This window comes from Ramlibacter pinisoli, assembly GCF_009758015.1.
GTDB classification, from domain to species: Bacteria; Pseudomonadota; Gammaproteobacteria; order Burkholderiales; family Burkholderiaceae_C; genus Ramlibacter; species Ramlibacter pinisoli.
Window position 1 is genome coordinate 2293934 of the sequence record NZ_WSEL01000003.1, and the last position, 19043, is coordinate 2312976.

A 19043-nucleotide genomic window follows, 5' to 3' on the forward strand; every position below is an offset into this window, starting at 1 on the left:
GTGGCGGCGCAGCCACCGGTCCGGCCGGCCTGGCACGCCGCCGAACCGGACTCCGCCTTCGTCCGGCTCTGGCTGGGGTTCGCCACCGCGCGCGTGTGCATCGGCGTCGCCCTGCTCCTGCTGCTGGTGATCGTGAAGACGCTCGGCAGCCAGCCCGGCGTGTCCGGCTGGCTGCTCGGCATGTGCGCCACCTACCTGCTGGCCGCGCTGGCGGTGCGGCTGCTGGTGCGGCCGCCGCGCCCCGGCCATGCGTTCGACCCGCAGTGGGTCTCCAGCATCGGGGTCGACCTGCTCGTCTTCGCGGCGCTGCAGCTGCTGCAGGTGGGCGGGATCTACTACGCGCCGCTGTTCGCCGTGCCGGTGCTGATGGCGGCCGTGCTGGGCTCGACCGTGCTGGCCCTGGGCACCGCCGCCGGTGCCGCGCTGCTGCTGCTGGCGGAGGCCTGGGTGCTCACGCTGCAGGTGCCCGGCGACCTGACGCAGCGCTTCCTGCAGGCCGGCCTCACCGGCATCGGCTTCTTCGCCCTCGCCTTCCTGGCGCATCAGCTGGCGCTGCGGCTGGCCCGGGAAGAGGAGGCCGGGCGCGCCAGCCGCCGGGCGGCCACGATGCAGGTGCAGGTGAACCAGCTGGTGATCGACACGCTGACCGATGGCGTGCTGGTGGTCGACCCCGACGGCCGGGTGCATGCCGCCAACCCGGCCGCGCGCGACCTGCTCTTCGCCCCGCCGGCAGCGCCGCTGCAGCTGGACGCCGAGCCGGCCTGGGAGCCGCTGGTCGAGATGGCGCGCCGCACCTTCGCCGGCGGCGAGGCCCAGATGGCCGACATCGCCATCCAGCGCCCCGGCGAGGCTGCGCGGCAGATGTATGCGCGCACCTGCCTGACGGCTCCCCAGGAGCCGGGCGGCGACAGCCTGTGCGTGGTGTTCCTGCACGACCTGCGCGAGATGGAGGCGCGGCTGCGCACCGAGAAGCTGGCCGCGATGGGGCGCATGTCGACCGCCGTGGCGCACGAGATCCGCAACCCGCTGGCCGCCATCTCGCAGGCCAACGAACTGCTGGCCGAGGACCTGGAGCAGCCGGCGCACCGGCAGCTGAGCGCCATGGTGAAGCAGAACGCCCAGCGCCTGCAGCAGATCGTCGAGGAGATCCTGGACGTCGCCCGGGTCCAGCACCAGGCCGTCAACCTGTCGACCCCGACCCTGGCCCTGGACGCCGACGTGCGCGGCCACTGCGACGACTGGATCGGCCAGCACCGCAGCGCTGGACGGGTGCAGCTGGCGCTGGCCGCGCCCGGCTCGGCGGTCTGGTTCGAGCCGGACCACCTGCGCCGGGTGCTGGTCAACCTGCTGGACAACGCGCTGCGCTACGCCTCGCAACGCGAGGACGCAATCCAGGTCGCCACCGAGGGCGGCGAGGCGCCCACGCTGGTGGTCTGGAGCGACGGCCCGGGGCTCGATCCGGCCGTCGAGTGGCACCTGTTCGAGCCGTTCTTCTCGTCCGAGAGCCGCTCCAGCGGTCTGGGCCTCTACATCTGCCGCCAGCTGTGCGAACGGCACGGGGCCAGCATCGGTTACCGGCGCGGCCCCGCGCCCGCCGGCGACCGGCGCAACGGCAACGCGTTTTTCGTGGCTTTCCGCACGGCCCCGCCGGCGACCGCCACTGTCGCGTTTGCGAGAATGGCGGCGTGAGCGCCCCACCCGCCGCTACCCCTGCCCAGGTCCTCGTCGTCGACGACGAGCCGGACCTGCGCACGCTCTACGAGCTGACGCTGCTGCGCGAGGGCTACCAGGTCGATTCGGCGGCCACGCTGGCCGACGCCTGGCAGCACCTGCAGGAGCGGCGCTTCGATGCCGTGATCACCGACATGCGCCTGCCCGACGGCCAGGGCCTGGAGCTGCTGCAGCGCATGCTGGTGCAGCAGCGCAGCGAGCGCTGCATCGTCATGACCGCCTACGGCTCGGCCGAGAACGCCGTCGAGGCGCTCAAGGCCGGTGCCTTCGACTACCTCACCAAGCCGGTCGACCTCAAGCAGTTCCGCAGCGTGGTCGCCTCGGCCATCCACGACCGCCAGCCGCCGGCGCGCGCCCGGGCCGCCGCGGCCGGACCGAAGGCGCCGGACCGTTCACCGGCCGGCGGCCAGGCCGCGCTCGACCGCCTGGTGGGCAACTCGGCGCCGATGCAGCAGGTCAAGGACCGGATCGCGCGGGTGGCCCGCAGCATGGCGCCGGTGCTGGTGCGCGGCGAGTCGGGCACCGGCAAGGAACTGGCGGCGCGCGCGCTGCATGCCTGCAGCCACCGTGCCGACGGCCCGTTCGTCGCGGTCAACTGCGGCGCCATCCCGGAATCGCTGCTCGAGGCCGAGTTCTTCGGCGCCCGCAAGGGCTCCTACACCGGAGCCAACGCCGACCGCGAGGGCTACTTCCAGGCCGCCCAGGGCGGCACGCTGTTCCTCGACGAGATCGGCGACCTGCCGCTGGCGATGCAGTCCAAGCTGCTGCGCGCCATCCAGGAGCGGCAGGTGCGGGCGCTGGGCTCCACCCAGGAGGACGCGGTCGACGTGCGCGTCGTCAGCGCCACCCACCGCGACCTGGCGGCCGACGTCGCCGGCGGCCGGTTCCGCCAGGACCTGTACTACCGCCTCAACGTGATCGAGATCGTGGTGCCGCCGCTGCGCGAGCGCCGCGACGACCTGCCGGCCCTGTGCGAGGCGCTGCTGGGCCGCATCGCCCAGGAAGCGGGCATGCCGGCGCCGGCTCTGTCGCCCGCGGTCATCGACCAGCTGGCCGCCCATCCGCTGGCCGGCAACGTGCGTGAACTGGAGAACCTGCTGCACCGCGCGGTGGCGCTGTCCGACGGCCAGGTGCTGCAGGTCGACGCCATCGCCGCCGCGGCCCCGCCCGCCCCGGTGCGGCCGCCGGCCGAGGTCGCCCAGGCGCCGGACGCTGCCCCGCCGGGGCTGCCCTCGGACCTGCAGGGCTACCTGGACCAGCGCGAGCGCGAGATCCTCGTGCGTGCGCTGCACGAGACCGGGTTCAACCGCACCGCCGCCGCCCAGCGGCTCGGGCTGAGCCTGCGGCAGATCCGCTACCGCATCGCCCGCCTCGCCATCGCCGTGCCGGGCGGGGACGATCCCAATGACGGCCCCCTCAGCGCCTGACGACGCACTCTGGTCGGGCGGCTGGTACCGCTTCGCGCGTCGCCTGGACTCGCCCAACTTCGGCCCGCGCCCGGCCGGCGCGCAGGTCGACCTGGTCGTGGTGCATTCGATCAGCCTGCCGCCAGGACAGTACGGCGGCGACGAAGTCCAGGCGCTGTTCACCAACACGCTCGACTGGGACGCCCATCCCTACTTCCGGCAGATCGAGGGCCTGCAGGTCTCGGCCCACTTCTATGTGCGCCGCGGCGGCGAGCTGTGGCAGTTCGTCAGCTGCGACGAGCGGGCCTGGCATGCGGGCGCGTCGCACTGGCGCGGGCGCGGCAACTGCAACGACGACTCGGTCGGCATCGAACTCGAGGGGCTGGAGGGCGAGCCGTTCGAGCCGGCGCAATACGAGGCGCTGGCGGCGGTCTGCGCGGCCCTCGCGCAGCGCTATCCGGTGCGCCACGTGGCCGGCCACGAACACATCGCGCCCGGCCGCAAGCAGGACCCCGGCAGCGGCTTCGACTGGGCCCTGCTGCGCCGCCACCTCGGTTGGGACGCGACCGCGTTTCCGTAACCGGGTGCAACGCGTTGCGCCAGCGCGACCACTACATCTAGCGTATTGCCTCGACATGAGGCACTAGCTATAGTGGATTTTCCAGGGAAGAGGTGTCAACGCCATGGATCCACGAGCCGACGAAACACCGTTGCCGCAAGGCCCATACAGCCGCTGTGGATGGCTTGCACACAAGCTCAACCGTCGCTGCCGCTGAGCCATGGCCGATCAGGCACGGTTGGTGCTGTCCGGCGTGCCCGCCGGTGCCCAAACTACCCACTTGCTGTCCACAGCTTGTGCACCTTCCACCCACTGGTTAAACACTACCTATAGTGCTTGCAAGCACCCGGGGCACTATCTATAGTGCTTCAGCACCCTGAACGGGTACACTCCGCCACCCCGAAAGAGATACACAGCCCGAGGATCTCCATGCAATCTTCCACGAGCATCGCCAGCACCACGACTTCCGCCCTTTCGCCCTCGGGCGCGGCCGGTGGCACCGTCTCCAGCGCGGCCCCCGCCGCCCTGGCCCACTACCAGATCATCCGGCGCAACGGCGCCGTCGTCCCCTTCGAGCCGAACAAGATCGCCGTCGCCATGATGAAGGCGTTCCTGGCCGTGCACGGCACCCAGGGCGCGGCCTCCGCCAGCGTGCGCGAGACCGTCGACGGCCTGACGCAGGCCGTCATCCGCGCGCTGGTGCGCTCGCGCCCGGGCGGCGGCACCTTCCACATCGAGGACGTGCAGGACCAGGTCGAACTGGGCCTGATGCGTGGCGGCCACCACGACATCGCGCGCGCCTACGTGCTGTACCGCGACCGCCGCGCCCAGGAGCGCGCCAAGCAGAGCCAGCCGGCCGCCCCCGAGGCACCGGTGCTGCACGTCACCGACGGCGGCCGCCGCGTCGAACTCGACCTGGGCCACCTGCAGTCGCTGATCGAGCACGCCTGCCGCAACCTGTCGGCCGACGTCAAGGCCGATCCCATCGTCGCCGAGACGATGCGCAACCTGTACGACGGCGTGCCGATCGACGAGGTCTACAAGGCGTCCATCCTGGCGGCCCGCACGCTGATCGAGAAGGACCCCGACTACACCTACGCCACCGCGCGCCTGCTGCTGCACACCATCTTCAAGGAGGTGCTGGGCCGCGACATCACGCCGGCCGAGATGGCCGGCAGCTACGCCGACTACTTCCCCGGCTTCGTCAAGAAGGGGGTCGAGGCCGAGCTGCTCAACCCCGAGCTGCTGCAGTACGACCTGAAGCGCCTGGGCGCCGCCCTGAAGGCCGACCGCGACATGCAGTTCGACTACCTGGGCCTGCAGACGCTGTACGACCGCTACTTCCTGCACGTGCGCAAGACCCGCATCGAGCTGCCGCAGGCCTTCTTCATGCGCGTGGCGATGGGCCTGGCGCTCAACGAGATCGACCGCGAGGCGCGCGCCATCGAGTTCTACGAGGTGCTGTCGAGCTTCGACTTCATGTCGTCGACCCCGACCCTGTTCAACAGCGGCACCCTGCGCTCGCAGCTGTCGTCCTGCTACCTCACGACCGTGCCCGACGACCTGGACGGCATCTACGAGTCGATCAAGGAAAACGCCCTGCTGTCCAAGTTCGCCGGCGGCCTGGGCAACGACTGGACCCGCGTGCGCGCCCTGGGCTCGCACATCAAGGGCACCAACGGCGAGTCGCAGGGCGTCGTGCCGTTCCTGAAGGTCGTGAACGACACCGCCGTGGCGGTCAACCAGGGCGGCAAGCGCAAGGGCGCCGTCTGCACCTACCTGGAGAGCTGGCACCTCGACATCGAGGAGTTCCTGGAGCTGCGCAAGAACACCGGCGACGACCGCCGGCGCACCCATGACATGAACACGGCCAACTGGATCCCCGACCTGTTCATGCGCCGCGTCATGGAAAAGGGCGAGTGGACGCTGTTCTCGCCCTCCTCCGTGCCCGACCTGCACGACAAGTTCGGCGAGGAGTTCGAGCGCGCCTACGTCGCCTACGAGGACAAGGCCCGGCGCGGCGAGATCAAGCCCAGCAAGACGGTGCCGGCCTCCGACATGTGGCGCAAGATGCTCTCGATGCTGTTCGAGACCGGCCATCCCTGGATCACGTTCAAGGATGCCTGCAACGTGCGCTCGCCCCAGCAGCACGCCGGCGTCGTGCACTCGTCCAACCTGTGCACCGAGATCACGCTCAACACCAGCGACACCGAGACCGCCGTCTGCAACCTGGGTTCGGTCAACCTGCTGCAGCACCTGAAGGACGGGCAGATCGACCAGGACAAGCTGCAGCACACGATCCGGGTGGCGATGCGCATGCTCGACAACGTGATCGACATCAACTACTACGCGGTCAAGAAGGCGCGCGACTCCAACCTGCGCCACCGCCCGGTGGGCCTGGGCGTCATGGGCTTCCAGGATGCGCTGTACGAGCTGCGCATTCCCTATGCCTCGGAACAGGCGGTGCAGTTCGCCGACCGCTCGATGGAGGCGGTCTGCTACCACGCCTACTGGGCCTCGACCGAGCTGGCCCGCGAACGCGGCCGCTACTCCAGCTTCAAGGGCTCGCTGTGGGACCAGGGCCTGCTGCCGCCCGACACGCTTGACCTGCTGGCCAAGGCCCGCGGCGGCTATGTCGAGGTCGACCGCTCGGCCACCCTCGACTGGGACGCACTGCGCCGCAAGATCGCGCAGGACGGCATGCGCAACTCCAACTGCGTGGCCATCGCCCCCACCGCCACCATCTCCAACATCATCGGCGTCGACGCTTCCATCGAGCCGTGCTTCGGCAACCTGTCGGTCAAGTCCAACCTGTCCGGCGAGTTCACCGTCATCAACCACTACCTGGTGCGCGACCTCAAGCGGCTGGGCCTGTGGGACGACGTGATGGTGATGGACCTCAAGCACTTCGACGGCTCGCTGCGCCCCATCGACCGCGTGCCCCAGGAGGTCAAGGCCCTGTACGCCACCGCCTTCGAGGTCGAGCCGGTGTGGCTGGTCGAGGCGGCGGCGCGGCGCCAGAAGTGGATCGACCAGGCCCAGTCGCTGAACATCTACATGGCCGGCGCGTCGGGCAAGAAGCTGGACGACACCTACAAGCTGGCGTGGCTGCGCGGCCTGAAGACGACCTACTACCTGCGCACCATCAGCGCGACGCACGCCGAGAAGTCGACCGTGCAATCGGGTCGCCTGAACGCGGTGGCCTCGGGTGCGGGCGGTGCACTGAACGCCGGTGCGGCAGGCGCTCCGTCGGCGCTCGAAGCAGCGGCCGCTGCAGCGCAGGCACAGATGAATGCGACGCCCGCGACCGACATCAAGTTCTGCGCGATCGACGACCCCACGTGCGAGGCGTGCCAGTAACGACGAAGAGAGATGTGTCGGCGTTCTCCGACAGGACGCCGATGCAAACGAGCAACACAATCGCGCCGTGATGTGAACAGACACTTTGCAACACACATCAGGGCTCCGATAATTCGAGCACTGGAAAACACATGCTGACCTGGGACGACGAAGTCAAGCCCACATCGCCAAATTCTGTGAGTAGCGGTTCGCACGTGAACCGCGAGGCGAGCCTGTCGCCGCTGCCGACCGCAGCACTCCACACCCAATCCGTTTCGCCCGCCGTTGCCCAGCCCGCACTGCGCGTCCTCGACGACGGCGCCACCGTGCCGGCGCAGCCGGCTCCGGTCGCTGCCGCCAGCGCCGCGGCCAGCAGCCAGCGCCGCGTCAACGCGGCCGACAAGCGCATCATCAACGGCCAGACCGACGTCAACCAGCTGGTCCCGTTCAAGTACAAGTGGGCCTGGGAGAAGTACCTGGCCACCTGCGCCAACCACTGGATGCCGCAGGAAGTGAACATGACGCGCGACATCGCGTTGTGGAAGGACCCCAACGGCCTGACCGAGGACGAGCGCCGCGTCATCAAGCGCAACCTCGGCTTCTTCGTCACCGCCGACTCGCTGGCCGCCAACAACATCGTGCTGGGCACCTACCGGCACATCACCGCCCCCGAATGCCGCCAGTTCCTGCTGCGCCAGGCGTTCGAGGAGGCGATCCACACCCACGCCTACCAGTACATCGTGGAGTCGCTGGGCCTGGACGAGAGCGAGATCTTCAACGCGTACCACGAGGTGCCGTCGATCCGCGACAAGGACAACTTCCTGATCCCCTTCATCGAGGCGATCATGGATCCCAACTTCCACACCGGCACGCCGGAAGCCGACCAGACGCTGCTCAAGAGCCTGATCGTCTTCGCCTGTCTGATGGAAGGGCTCTTCTTCTATGTCGGCTTCACCCAGATCCTGGCGCTGGGCCGGCAGAACAAGATGACCGGTGCTGCCGAGCAGTACCAGTACATCCTGCGGGACGAGTCGATGCACTGCAACTTCGGCATCGACCTGATCAACCAGCTGAAGCTGGAGAACCCGCACCTGTGGACGGCCGAGTTCAAGGCCGAGATCCGCGGCCTGTTCCAGAAGGCCGTCGAACTTGAATACCGCTATGCCGAGGACACCATGCCGCGTGGCGTGCTGGGCCTCAACGCCTCCATGTTCAAGGGCTACCTGCGCTACATCGCCAACCGGCGTGCCACGCAGATCGGCCTCGAAGCGCTGTTCCCCAACGAGGAGAACCCGTTTCCCTGGATGAGCGAGATGATTGACCTGAAGAAAGAGCGCAACTTCTTCGAAACCCGCGTGATCGAGTACCAGTCGGGTGGCGCGCTTTCCTGGGATTGAAGGCAACTGCAAGGTAGTTCGGGTTTGTAGATTCGCCCGCATGGACGACCGGCCGCCAAGAGCCGGCGCCGCGCGGGTCACGGTGTTCATGGCGCTGGGCCGAGGCCCAACACCATGGATCGCTTGGTGCCACCAACAAGGTGCCGAGTGCTTCTTTCGTTGATGTTGATGTCAACTTGAACAGGAGAATGGAAATGGCAACTGCAAAGAAAGCCGCCGCGAAGAAGGCTCCGGCGAAGAAATCGGCCGCCAAGAAGGCGCCGGCGAAGAAGGCCACCGCCAAGAAGGCCCCGGCCAAGAAGGCGGCAGCGAAGAAGGCTCCGGCCAAGAAGGTCGCCGCGAAGAAGGTTGCGGCCAAGAAGGCGCCGGCGAAGAAGGCTGCTGCGAAGAAGGCGCCGGCGAAGAAGGCCGCTGCGAAGAAGGCCCCCGCCAAGAAGGCCGCTGCGAAGAAGGCGCCGGCGAAGAAGGCCGCTGCGAAAAAGGGCGCTGCGAAAAAGGCTGCCAAGAAGGCGCCTGCGAAAAAAGCTGCGAAAGCGCCTGCGAAAAAGGCGGCGAAGAAGGCCCCCGCGAAAAAGGCGGCGAAAGCGCCTGCTGCCAAGCCGGCTGCAAAGCCGGCTGCCGCGCCTGCCGCTGCACCGGCACCGGCCGCGCAGACGACGCTGAACCCCCAGGCCGCCTGGCCGTTCCCCACGGCTTCCAAGCCCTGAGGACGTCCCCCGGGAGGCGCCGCGCGCTTCCCGGGTGCAGCCCGTTACCGAGCCAGGCTTGCGCCTGGCTTTTTTGTTGGCGCCGACACCCGCGGTTGCCACGGCCGCCCGCGCCTGCCGCCTTGCCGCAGACTGTGGCCATGAGCCCCCTCAACCCGCAGCAGCACGACCTGTTCGGCACCGCTGCCGTGCTGCCGGACGGCCTGCGCTACGAGACGGCATTCCTCGACGCCGGCGAGGAAGCCGCCCTGCTCGGGCACATCGCCGCGCTGCCGCTCGCGCCCATGCGCTACCGCGGCTACACGGCGCTGCGGCGGACGGTGAGCTATGGCGGCAGCTACGACTTCTCGGCCGGGCGGCTGGAACCGGCCGAACCCATCGCACCCTGGCTGATGCCGCTGCGGGACAAGGCCGCCGCCTGGCTGGGCGTCACACCCAGCGCCTTCACGCAGGCCCTGGTGGCCGAGTACCGACCGGGGACGCCGCTGGGCTGGCACCGCGACGTGCCGGATTTCGAGGACGTGGTCGGCATCTCGCTGGGCGCGCAAGCGGTGCTGCGCTTCCGTCCCTATCCGCCGCGCGAGCCCAAGCGGGCCGATGTGATCAGGCTGGTGCTGGAGCCACGCTCGATCTACCTGCTGCGCGGCCCGGCGCGCTGGGCCTGGCAGCACAGCGTGGCACCCACCAGGGCGCTGCGCCACTCGATCACGTTCCTCACCGCGCGTGCGGCACCGCTCACTTCTTGACCGACAGCAGTTCGATCTCGAACTGCAGCGTGGCGTTGGGCGGGATCACGCCACCGGCGCCGCGCTCGCCGTAGGCGATGGCAGGCGGGCAGGTCAGCCTGGCCTTGCCGCCCGGCTTCATCTTCTGCACGCCCTCGGTCCAGCACGGGATCACGCGGTTGAGCGGGAACTCGGTGGGTTCGCCGCGCTTGTAGGAGCTGTCGAACTCGCGCCCGTCCGGGAAGGTGCCGCGGTAGTGCACGCGCACGACGTCGGTGGCGGCGGGCGAGGCGCCGCTGCCTTCCTTGAGCGACTGGTAGACCAGGCCGCTCGACGTGGTGACGGGGCTCTGGGCATGGGCGGCCGGCAGCACGGCGGCCAGGACGAGGCAGGCGGAGGCGATGACGCGCACCGGTGGGACTCCTTCGGATGGAGCGGCGATGATAGGCGCCCGCCGTCGCACGCCGAACGCCGGCGGCGCCCGCTCAGCGCTCGCCGACCACCAGTGCCAGGCGCCGCCGCAGGTGCTCGGCCTGCTCGCTGGCCCCGGCCTGCTCGGCCAGCCGCAGTTGCGCCTGCAGCCAGGCGGCCAGCGGGCGGCGCCAGCCCTGCTGCGAGGCGGTGTCGGCCGCGACCTGCAGCACCTGCGGACTGGCGCGGCCGGTCCTCACCAGCACGCCGGCCGCCACCAGCCGGGCCAGCGGGTCCTGCACCTTCGCCAATGCCGCCACGTCGGCGCTGCCGCCAGCCATCGGCCGGTGCTGGGCCGGCAGCCGGTCGGCCGCGACCGGCTCGCCCTGCAGGTACGAAGCGTAGGCGCGCTCTGCCTCGCCGGCGTCGGCGCGCAGCGGCTCGAAGCCGGCGCAGGACCCGAACACCAGCGCGGCCACGCCGAGGGCGCAGCGGGTGAGCTCGGCCCGCGCCACCAGCGACGCCTGGCCGGTGGCCGCCAGTTGCCGGCGTGCCCGCGTGAACTCGGCGTCGGCGGCACGCAGGTCGCCGGCCAGCCAGGCCGCCTGGTAGCGCTCGAGCGAGCTGTGCGCCTCCAGCTGCCAGTCGGGCGCCCGCGGCTGACCGCCACAGGCCACCAGCTGCAGCGCCAGCACCAGCGTCGCTGGCCACCTCATGGCAGCTTGATCTCCGTGTCGCGCGCCAGCGGCCACTTGCGGTTGATCTCGTTGACCAGGCCGTCGATCTTGCGCAGGTTGGCCTCCACCTCGCCACGCAGGGCGCCCAGGTCCTGGGTGACGGCGCGTACGTTGGCGCCCACGCCCTGGGCTTCCACCAGCACCGCATCGACCTTCTTCAGGCTGGCGCGGGTGTCGGCCAGCAGGCCGTCGAGCTGCCCGACCGTCGCCCGCACCTCGCGCACCACGCCATCGGGGCCGAACACCTGGGTGTCGGTCTTGGCGGCCAGGGTGTCGACCCGCGCCAGCAGCGCATTGGTGCGCTCCAGCGTCGCCACCAGCTTGCGCGCATCCGCCTCGTTGCCGAACAGCACGCCCAGCGCACCCTGCGGGCCCTTGAGCTTGTCGGTCACGGCCTGCACGTTGGCCATGCTGTTGCGCAGCGCCGCATCCTGTGCCGTGATCGCCGTCAGGTTCTCCAGCACCTCGCGCGCGGAGGCGATGACGCGCGGCAGTTCGGCCGTGGCATCGCCGCGCAACACCGGCCGCTCGGCCCCGTCGGCCAGCTGCGGATCGGACAGCACGCCGGTGAACGCCTTGATCGTGGTGCCGCCGACCAGCCCGCGCACCAGCGTGAAGACACTGCTGGTGCGCAGCCAGTGGGCGTCCTTGCTCGCCACGTCCAGGATGATGCGGACGTTGCCGGCCTCGGCCAGTTCGACCCGCCGCACGCGGCCGATCGGGAAGCCCGAGAAGGTCATGTCCATCCCGATCGCGACGCCCTCGGAATCGTCCGTGGTCAGCACCAGGGTCTGGGTGGACTCGAACACGCCACGTGCATAGAGCAGGTAGCCGACCGAAGCGGCGACCAGCAGCACCGTGAACAGCAGCAGCAGCCGGGCCTTGGCCGCCAGGTGCGGCACCGCATCGGCGGCGGCCGGCTCCGAGTCGCGCAGGGGGTGGTCGGCCATCGTCAGTAGTAGTTGCCCATGAGCGAGGCCGCCTCCAGCAGCAGCAGCACCGCGAACATCCGCACCAGCCCCTGCAGGGCCGCGCCCTCGCGCGAGCCCGGCGCGGCGGTGGTGCGGGCGCCCGCCGACACCGGGATGATGGAGACGGCCAGGCTGAAGAAGATCGTCTTGGCGGTGAAGATCAGCGCCACCGAGGGGTTGAAGACGTGGCCGAACATCCGGGTGTAGGCCGGCAGTCCGGCCACCGTGGCGCCGTAGACCGCGAAGTAGGCGAGCACGGTGGCGACCACGCAGCTCAGCGCCGCCAGCGTGACGGTGGAGAAGGCGCCGGCGAGCATCCGCGGCAGGACCTCGTGCACCAGCGGGTCCCGGCCCTGGCGGCGCAGCTCCTCGAAGCGGCCGCTGCGGCGCAACTCGGCCAGCGCGGCGCCGTTCGGGATGGTGCAGCGCAGCGCGACGAACAGGGCGGCGGTCAGCGGAATCAGCTCCAGCACCAGCACCCGCACCACCATCTCGAGCGCGTACTGCGACAGGCCGTAGCTGCGCGCGGTGACCACCACGATGCGCGTCAGCACCACGGTGAGCAGGGCACTGAGCAGGGTGAAACCGGCCAGGATGGGCGCGGTGTCCAACCAGGCGTGGCGCGCCAGCGCATGGCGCATCGCGAGGCTGCGGTAATTGGAGGGCGACAGGGCCAGCACCACCAGCGAGGCACCGAACAGCACCGTCTGCCTGGCGTGGATCGCCCAGCGCAACAAGGCGAGGCTCGCCACGTCGAGCGACCGCTGCCCGAGGGGTGCCGAAGTCATCCGCCGATGATAGCGGCGGGACTGCCGCAGCACGACGGCGTGCGCGTACCACGAGGTCCGTTCCCGGTCACGGCCCGGGGTCACGCCGAAGCACTTCACAATCGTCCCGGCGCCTGCCAGCTGCTGCCACGCCGATCCACGTGGCGGGTCCGCATGCATCGCGCCGGCGCGCACGCGCCTCCGTCGACCCGATCCGCACCTGCCCCCGACGCTCCACGACCACCGCCCCGAAAGGATGTCCGCCATGTCACACCCGCACGCGTTCGACCTGTTCGTCATCGGCGGCGGCAGCGGCGGCGTGCGCGCCGCGCGCATGGCGGCCCAGCGCGGGGCGCGGGTCGCGCTGGCCGAGGCCGCGGCCCTGGGCGGCACCTGCGTGAACGTCGGCTGCATCCCCAAGAAGCTCTACAGCTATGCGGCCCACTACGCCCACGACCTGCGCGATGCCGCCGGCTACGGCTGGCAGGTCGGGCCATCGCATTTCGACTGGCACCGGCTGCGCGCCAATCGGGCGGCCGAGATCGCCCGCCTGAACCGCATCTACGAGAAGCTGCTGGCCGATGCCGGCGTGCGCATCCTGCGCGGCTGGGCGAGCCTGGTCGACGGCCACACCGTCCGGTTGCAGACCACCCACGGCAGCGAGGTGTTCAGCGCGCGCCACATCCTCATCGCCACCGGCGGCACGCCCACGGTACCCGCGGTCACCCAGGCGGAACTGGGCGTCAGCTCCGACGCCATGTTCGACCTGGAGCCGTTCCCGCGCCGCCTCGCCGTGGTCGGCGGCGGCTACATCGCCTGCGAATTCGCTTCGATCTTCCGCGGCCTGGGCGCCCAGGTGCACCAGCTGTACCGCGGCGAGCAGATCCTGCGCGGCTTCGACGACGAGGTGCGCGCCTTCGTCGCCGGCCAGCTGGCTGCCAACGGGATCGACCTGCGCTTGCACACCGACGTCGCGTCGCTGCAGCGGACCGCCGGCGGCATTCGGCTGCAACTGCAGGACGGCAGCCGGCTCGAGGCGGACACGGTCCTGTTCGCCACCGGCCGCGTGCCCAACGTGAGCGGCTTGGGACTGGAGGCAGCCGGCGTGCGGCAGGGGCGCGACGGCGCGATCGAGGTCGATGTCCACCACCGCACCTCGGTGCCGTCGATCCATGCCGTGGGCGACGTGACGGCACGGGTGCAACTGACGCCGGTGGCGCTGGCCGAGGCCATGGCGGTGGTCGACCGCCTGTTCGGCGACGGCCGGCGGCAGATGGACTACGACCTCATCCCGACGGCGGTGTTCACCCAGCCGGCGATCGGCACCGTGGGCCTGGGCGAGCAGCAGGCCCGCGAACGCTACGGCAACATCCGGGTCTTCCGCAGCGACTTCAAGGCCCTGCGCCACACCCTGACCGACAGCCGCGAGCGCTGCCTGGTCAAGCTGGTGGTCGACGCCGCCAGCGACCGCGTCGTGGGCCTGCACATGGTCGGCCCCGACGCCGGCGAAGTCGTGCAGGGCTTCGCCGTGGCGATGCGCGCCGGTGCCACCAAGGCGGTGTTCGACGCCACCATCGGCATCCACCCGACCGTTGCCGAAGAGTTCGTCACGCTGCGCGAGGCGGCCCGCTAGCACCGTGCGGGCAAAAAAAAGCCGGCTGCGCGGGCAGCCGGCCGGGGGCGGGGAGCGACGGCGTCAGTTGTACGACCGTCCGTAGGCCCGGGTGAGCGGCGAGGCCTTGCCCTCTTCCTCGGGCGGCAGATAGATGGTGGTGCGGTCGATCTTCGAGTCGTAGGCCGCCAGTTCGGCGCTGGCGCTGCGGATGACCGCACGGTCCAGGGGATGGCACTGGCGCTGGCTCAGCTTGGAAAGCTGTTCGGACTTGTCGATGGATTCGCGCACGGACGCCGGATCCATCATGAGGGCAAACGGATTGGCCAAAGCTGCTGTCGTCATGGTTTCTCCAGGTCAGGATTTGAAGTTCTCGATGGGTGGGACTGTCGCCGTTGGGCCAACTTTGTAACGTCAGGTGAGTTCGTTACACCTTGTAGGACGCTTCCGTACCGCCTGAAGGCCGATGCCTCCGCCGTGTACGGCCGTCACCCACGCGCTGCAAAATGGGTCCCATGTCCTTCCTGCCGCCCTTCATCGCCCCCTCGCGCCACCTCGAACCGGAGAGCGCCCTGGCGCAGGTCCGGATGATCTACGGGCAGCAGATCCAGCACCTGCGCGACGCCATGCAGCGCTTCGTGGCCGGCGAAACGCTGCCGGGCCATGTGCGCGCCTGTTACCCATTCGTACGCATCCACACCGAAACAGCGGTCCCGCAGGACGTCCTGGAGAACCTGGGGCTGTCGTACGGTTTCGTGGCCGGGGCCGGCCGCTTCGAGACCACGCTCACCCGCCCCGACCTCTACGGCAACTACTACCTGGAGCAGTTCCGGCTGCTGCGCCAGCACCACGGCGTCGAGCTCGAGGTCGGCACCAGCACCCAGCCGATTCCGGTGCACTTCTCGTTCGCCGAGAACGACCACATCGAGGGCACGCTCAGCCCGGCGCGGCGCGCCCTGCTGCGCGACCTGTTCGATCTGCCCGACCTGGGCGCGATGGACGACGGCATCGCCAACGGCACCTGGCAGCCGCGGGCAGGCGAGCCGCAGCCGCTGTCGCTGTTCACGGCGGCCCGCGTCGACTACTCGCTGCACCGCCTGCGCCACTACTCGGGCACCGCACCCGACTGGTTCCAGAATTTCGTGCTGTTCACCAACTACCAGTTCTACATCGATGAGTTCGTGCGGCTCGGGCACGAGGAGATGGCGCGCGCCGACAGCGACTACACCGCCTTCGTCGAGCCCGGCAACGTGGTCACGCGGCGCGCCGGGCTGCACGGCGGGGCACCGGGCACGCCGCCGGCGGGCAACGACGGCAGCGCCCCGGCGCGGCTGCCGCAGATGCCGGCCTACCACCTGATGCGTCCCGACCATGGCGGCATCACCATGGTCAACATCGGCGTCGGCCCGGCCAACGCCAAGACCATCACCGACCACATTGCCGTGCTGCGGCCGCACGCCTGGCTGATGCTGGGCCACTGCGCGGGCCTGCGCAGCAGCCAGCAACTGGGCGACTACGTGCTGGCCCATGCCTACGTGCGCGAGGACCACGTGCTGGACGAGGAACTGCCGATCTGGGTGCCCATCCCGGCGCTGGCCGAGATCCAGCTCGCGCTGGAGAACGCGGTCGGCGACGTCACCCGCACCTCCGGCGCCGACCTCAAGCGCATCATGCGCACCGGCACCGTGGCCAGCACGGACAACCGCAACTGGGAGCTGCTGCCGGGCAACGAGCCGCAGCGCCGTTTCAGCCAGAGCCGGGCGGTGGCGCTGGACATGGAGAGCGCCACCATCGCCGCCAACGGCTTCCGCTTCCGCGTGCCCTACGGCACCCTGCTGTGCGTGAGCGACAAGCCGCTGCACGGCGAGATCAAGCTGCCGGGCATGGCCAACCAGTTCTACCGCGAGCGGGTCGACCAGCACCTGCGCATCGGCATGCGCGCCATCGAGATCCTGCGTGCCGGCGGCAGCCCCCGTCTGCACAGCCGCAAGCTGCGTAGCTTCGACGAAGTGGCCTTCCAGTGAGGGCTCAGCGTCTGGCCACCGCCCCCATCGCCTCGCCCAGCCGCACCGGACGCGAGGGGGCCCAGTCGGGCACGAAGGTGACGACGTCCTTGGGGAACAGCATCACGATGGTGGACCCGAGCAGGAAGCGGCCCATCTCGTCGCCCTTGCGCAGCGCCGGGCCGCCGCTGCCGTAGTCCCAGGCGCGCACGTCGCGGGTGCGCGGCGGGTTCACCACCCCATGCCACACGGTCGCCACGCTGCCGACGATGGTGGCGCCCACCAGCACATTGACGAACGGCCCGAAGGCGGTGTCGAACACGCACACCACCCGCTCGTTGCGCGCGAACAGCCCCGGCACGTGGCGCGCCGTCAGCGGGTTGACCGAGAACAGGTCGCCCGGCACGTAGACCATGCGCACCAGCCGGGCGTCACACGGCATGTGGATGCGGTGGTAGTCCTTGGGCGCCAGGTAGAGGGTGGCGAAATGCCCGTGGTCGAACCGGGCGGCCAGGGCGGCATCGCCCCCCAGCAAGGCGGTCGTCGAGTAGCTGTGCCCCTTGGCCTGGAAGATCTGGTCGTGCTCGATCGGGCCGTACTGGCTGATGGCGGCATCGACCGGACACACCAGGTCGGCGGCGGCGAGCGGCCGCGCGCCGGGCTTGAGCGCGCGGGTGAAGAAGTCGTTGAAGCTGGCGTAGCTCTCCAGCCGCGGATCGGCGGCCTCGGCCATGTCGACCTTGTACTTGGCCACGAAGCGGCGGATGAGCGCCTGGGTGATCGCGCCTCCCTCCATCCCGGCCAGCTTGCCCGCGAGGACCGTGAGCAGCTTCTTCGGCAGCAGGTACTGCTGCTGGATGGGGAGGGGTGGGAACAAGCGGTGGGCTCCAGGTGGGAGCGAAAATTCTAAGCGCGCCCCCCGCCGGGCGGGGGTAGGCCACAATCGTCGGCCCATGACCGAGCCGCTGTTCGACGCCCGCCAGCTGCGCAAGCGCTACGGCACCACCACGGTGGTCGACGACCTGTCGTTCACCATCGCGCCCGGCGAGTGCCTGGGCGTGATCGGCCCCAACGGCGCCGGCAAGACCACCACCATCCGCATGTGCCTGGGCCTCACGGTGCCCGACGAGGGCAGCATCCGCGCCCTGGGGCTGGAGATGCCGCGCGACGCGCTGGCCATCAAGGCGCAGCTCGGGGTGGTGAGCCAGTTCGACTCGCTCGACCCCGACTTCAGCTGCGCCGAGAACCTGCTGGTGTACGGCCGCTACTTCGGCATGAAGGACGCCCAGGTGCGCGCCCGCATCCCCGAGCTGCTGGAGTTCGCCTCCCTCGCCCACAAGGCCGACGCCCGCCCGGCGCAGCTGTCCGGCGGCATGCGGCGCCGGCTGTCGCTGGCGCGCGCGCTGGTGAACGACCCGCGCCTGCTGCTGCTGGACGAACCCACCACCGGCCTCGATCCGCAGGCGCGCCACCTGATGTGGGAACGGCTGCAGTTGCTGCTGCAGCAGGGCAAGTCGATCCTGCTCACGACGCACTTCATGGATGAGGCCGAGCGCCTGTGCTCGCGCCTGCTGGTGCTGGACCACGGGCGCAAGATCGCCGAAGGCACGCCGCGCGATCTGATCGCCCGCCACCTCGAGCCCGACGTGGTCGAGGCCTACGGCAACGGCGCGCTGGCGTTGGCCGACTCGCCCGCCAAGTCGCACGCCGCCCGGGTCGAAGTCAGCGGCGAGACGGTGTTCTTCTACACCCAGGACGCGGCGCCGCTGCTGGACCTGCTGGGCCGGCACCCGGGCCTGCGCACCCTGCACCGGCCGGCCAACCTGGAGGACCTGTTCCTCAAGCTGACCGGCCGCCAGATCCGGGAGGACGGCTGATGCGCCCCGCCTTCTGGACCCCGCCCGACCTGTCGCCGCGCTGGTGGCCGGTGTTCCTGCGCAACCTGCTGGTGTGGCGCAAGCTGGCCGTGCCCAGCCTGCTGGGCAACATCGCCGAGCCGCTGATGTGGCTGGTGGCGTTCGGCTACGGCATGGGCGCGCTGGTCGGCCAGGTGCAGGTGGACGGCCAGGCCGTGCCCTACATCCTGTTCCTGGCCAGCGGCTCGATCTGCATGAGCGCGATGAACGCGGCCTCGTTCGAGGCCCTGTATTCGGCGTTCTCGCGCATGCACGTGCAGAAGACCTGGGACGGCATCATGAACGCGCCGGTGACGCTGGACAACGTGGTGCTGGCCGAACTGCTGTGGGCGGCCTTCAAGTCCATCTTCACCGTCTCGGCCATCCTGGTCGTTATGGCGGTGCTGGGCATCACGCAGTCGCCCAAGGTGCTGCTCGCCTGGCCGATCCTGCTCGGGGCCGGGATCACCTTCTCGGCCATCGCGCTGATTTTCAACGCGCTCGCCAAGGGCTACGATTTCTTCACCTACTACTTCACGCTGTTCCTGACGCCGATGATGTTCCTCTCGGGGGTGTTCTTCCCGCGCGACCAGCTGCCGGCGCCGATCCGCGTGGCCAGCGACTGGCTGCCGCTCACCAGCGCGGTGGAACTGGTGCGGCCGCTGTTCCTCGACCAGTGGCCGGCACACCCCTGGCGTAGCGTCCTGGTGCTGCTGGCGTACACGGTGGCCGGCTTCTGGATCGCGCTGGCGCTCACGCGGCGCCGCTTCAGCGCCTGAGTCC

17 protein-coding genes are annotated in these 19043 nt (G+C 70.0%); 11 read left to right on the forward strand and 6 right to left on the reverse strand.

The window, feature by feature from the left end; all coding sequences use genetic code 11:
• The 7 genes from GON04_RS12390 (at position 1) to GON04_RS12420 (ending at position 9885) form a co-directional block, all read left to right on the forward strand.
• Positions 1-1689, forward strand: coding sequence for a sensor histidine kinase (locus GON04_RS12390; RefSeq protein WP_338050945.1), 1689 nt, complete (start codon positions 1-3; stop codon positions 1687-1689).
• On the forward strand, positions 1686-3158 hold the full coding sequence (locus GON04_RS12395) for a sigma 54-interacting transcriptional regulator (protein WP_181654017.1): 1473 nt from the start codon (positions 1686-1688) through the stop codon (positions 3156-3158). Before GON04_RS12390 ends, GON04_RS12395 begins: the two co-directional genes overlap by 4 nt.
• Positions 3136-3717, forward strand: a complete 582-nt coding sequence (gene ampD / locus GON04_RS12400; RefSeq protein ID WP_157398153.1) for a 1,6-anhydro-N-acetylmuramyl-L-alanine amidase AmpD — start codon at positions 3136-3138, stop codon at positions 3715-3717. Before GON04_RS12395 ends, ampD begins: the two co-directional genes overlap by 23 nt.
• Positions 3718-4125: 408 nt before the next feature.
• Positions 4126-7056 carry a ribonucleoside-diphosphate reductase subunit alpha gene (locus GON04_RS12405; RefSeq protein WP_157398154.1) on the forward strand — a complete coding sequence of 977 codons (2931 nt, stop codon included), beginning with the start codon at positions 4126-4128 and terminating at the stop codon, positions 7054-7056.
• Positions 7057-7187: 131 nt separating this feature from the next.
• Positions 7188-8432 (forward strand): ribonucleotide-diphosphate reductase subunit beta, encoded by a 1245-nt coding sequence (locus GON04_RS12410; RefSeq protein ID WP_157398155.1) that lies wholly within the window; start codon positions 7188-7190, stop codon positions 8430-8432.
• Positions 8433-8626: 194 nt separating this feature from the next.
• On the forward strand, positions 8627-9139 hold the full coding sequence (locus GON04_RS12415) for a histone H1-like DNA-binding protein (protein ID WP_157398156.1): 513 nt from the start codon (positions 8627-8629) through the stop codon (positions 9137-9139).
• A gap of 140 nt (positions 9140-9279) precedes the next feature.
• Positions 9280-9885, forward strand: a complete 606-nt coding sequence (locus GON04_RS12420) for an alpha-ketoglutarate-dependent dioxygenase AlkB (protein WP_157398157.1) — start codon at positions 9280-9282, stop codon at positions 9883-9885.
• Here the strand turns inward: GON04_RS12420 and GON04_RS12425 are convergent.
• From GON04_RS12425 to GON04_RS12440, 4 genes are all read right to left on the reverse strand, one after another.
• Complete coding sequence (locus tag GON04_RS12425) at positions 9875-10267, reverse strand: FKBP-type peptidyl-prolyl cis-trans isomerase (protein WP_181654050.1); 393 nt, start codon at positions 10265-10267, stop codon at positions 9875-9877. The genes GON04_RS12420 and GON04_RS12425 overlap by 11 nt on opposite strands.
• Before the next feature lie 82 nt (positions 10268-10349).
• Entirely contained in the window at positions 10350-10991 is a 642-nt protein-coding gene (locus tag GON04_RS12430; protein WP_157398158.1) for a hypothetical protein, read from the reverse strand.
• Entirely contained in the window at positions 10988-11962 is a 975-nt protein-coding gene (locus tag GON04_RS12435; RefSeq protein WP_157398159.1) for an MlaD family protein, read from the reverse strand. The genes GON04_RS12430 and GON04_RS12435 overlap by 4 nt, the downstream gene beginning before the upstream one ends.
• A gap of 2 nt (positions 11963-11964) precedes the next feature.
• Positions 11965-12771 (reverse strand): MlaE family ABC transporter permease, encoded by an 807-nt coding sequence (locus GON04_RS12440; protein WP_157398160.1) that lies wholly within the window; start codon positions 12769-12771, stop codon positions 11965-11967.
• A 244-nt stretch (positions 12772-13015) separates the two neighbouring features.
• Between GON04_RS12440 and gorA the strand changes: the two genes are divergently transcribed.
• Complete coding sequence (gene gorA, locus GON04_RS12445) at positions 13016-14383, forward strand: glutathione-disulfide reductase (RefSeq protein WP_157398161.1); 1368 nt, start codon at positions 13016-13018, stop codon at positions 14381-14383.
• Positions 14384-14446: 63 nt separating this feature from the next.
• On the opposite strand, the gene GON04_RS12450 is transcribed toward gorA, so the two are convergent.
• Positions 14447-14707: a hypothetical protein gene (locus tag GON04_RS12450; protein ID WP_157398162.1), complete on the reverse strand. Its 261-nt coding sequence runs from the start codon at positions 14705-14707 to the stop codon at positions 14447-14449.
• Positions 14708-14877: 170 nt separating this feature from the next.
• Between GON04_RS12450 and GON04_RS12455 the strand changes: the two genes are divergently transcribed.
• Complete coding sequence (locus GON04_RS12455) at positions 14878-16386, forward strand: AMP nucleosidase (protein WP_157398163.1); 1509 nt, start codon at positions 14878-14880, stop codon at positions 16384-16386.
• Between the two features lie 4 nt (positions 16387-16390).
• Here the strand turns inward: GON04_RS12455 and asd are convergent, their stop codons facing one another.
• Positions 16391-17161 (reverse strand): archaetidylserine decarboxylase, encoded by a 771-nt coding sequence (gene asd, locus GON04_RS12460; RefSeq protein ID WP_232533101.1) that lies wholly within the window; start codon positions 17159-17161, stop codon positions 16391-16393.
• Between the two features lie 157 nt (positions 17162-17318).
• On the opposite strand from asd, the gene GON04_RS12465 reads away from it, so the two are divergent.
• On the forward strand, positions 17319-18242 hold the full coding sequence (locus GON04_RS12465) for an ATP-binding cassette domain-containing protein (protein ID WP_157398165.1): 924 nt from the start codon (positions 17319-17321) through the stop codon (positions 18240-18242).
• Entirely contained in the window at positions 18242-19039 is a 798-nt protein-coding gene (locus GON04_RS12470; protein WP_157398166.1) for an ABC transporter permease, read from the forward strand. Before GON04_RS12465 ends, GON04_RS12470 begins: the two co-directional genes overlap by 1 nt.
• The last annotated feature ends 4 nt before the right edge of the window (positions 19040-19043 follow it).

Coding starts and splice junctions, on each gene's coding strand:
- ampD (WP_157398153.1), top strand. CDS start 3,136: ATGACGGCCCCCTCAGCGCCTGACGACGCACTCTGGTCGGGCGGCTGG.
- GON04_RS12405 (WP_157398154.1), top strand. CDS start 4,126: ATGCAATCTTCCACGAGCATCGCCAGCACCACGACTTCCGCCCTTTCG.
- GON04_RS12410 (WP_157398155.1), top strand. CDS start 7,188: ATGCTGACCTGGGACGACGAAGTCAAGCCCACATCGCCAAATTCTGTG.
- GON04_RS12415 (WP_157398156.1), top strand. CDS start 8,627: ATGGCAACTGCAAAGAAAGCCGCCGCGAAGAAGGCTCCGGCGAAGAAA.
- GON04_RS12420 (WP_157398157.1), top strand. CDS start 9,280: ATGAGCCCCCTCAACCCGCAGCAGCACGACCTGTTCGGCACCGCTGCC.
- GON04_RS12430 (WP_157398158.1), bottom strand. CDS start 10,991: ATGAGGTGGCCAGCGACGCTGGTGCTGGCGCTGCAGCTGGTGGCCTGT.
- GON04_RS12435 (WP_157398159.1), bottom strand. CDS start 11,962: ATGGCCGACCACCCCCTGCGCGACTCGGAGCCGGCCGCCGCCGATGCG.
- GON04_RS12440 (WP_157398160.1), bottom strand. CDS start 12,771: ATGACTTCGGCACCCCTCGGGCAGCGGTCGCTCGACGTGGCGAGCCTC.
- gorA (WP_157398161.1), top strand. CDS start 13,016: ATGTCACACCCGCACGCGTTCGACCTGTTCGTCATCGGCGGCGGCAGC.
- GON04_RS12450 (WP_157398162.1), bottom strand. CDS start 14,707: ATGACGACAGCAGCTTTGGCCAATCCGTTTGCCCTCATGATGGATCCG.
- GON04_RS12455 (WP_157398163.1), top strand. CDS start 14,878: ATGTCCTTCCTGCCGCCCTTCATCGCCCCCTCGCGCCACCTCGAACCG.
- asd (WP_232533101.1), bottom strand. CDS start 17,161: ATGGAGGGAGGCGCGATCACCCAGGCGCTCATCCGCCGCTTCGTGGCC.
- GON04_RS12465 (WP_157398165.1), top strand. CDS start 17,319: ATGACCGAGCCGCTGTTCGACGCCCGCCAGCTGCGCAAGCGCTACGGC.
- GON04_RS12470 (WP_157398166.1), top strand. CDS start 18,242: ATGCGCCCCGCCTTCTGGACCCCGCCCGACCTGTCGCCGCGCTGGTGG.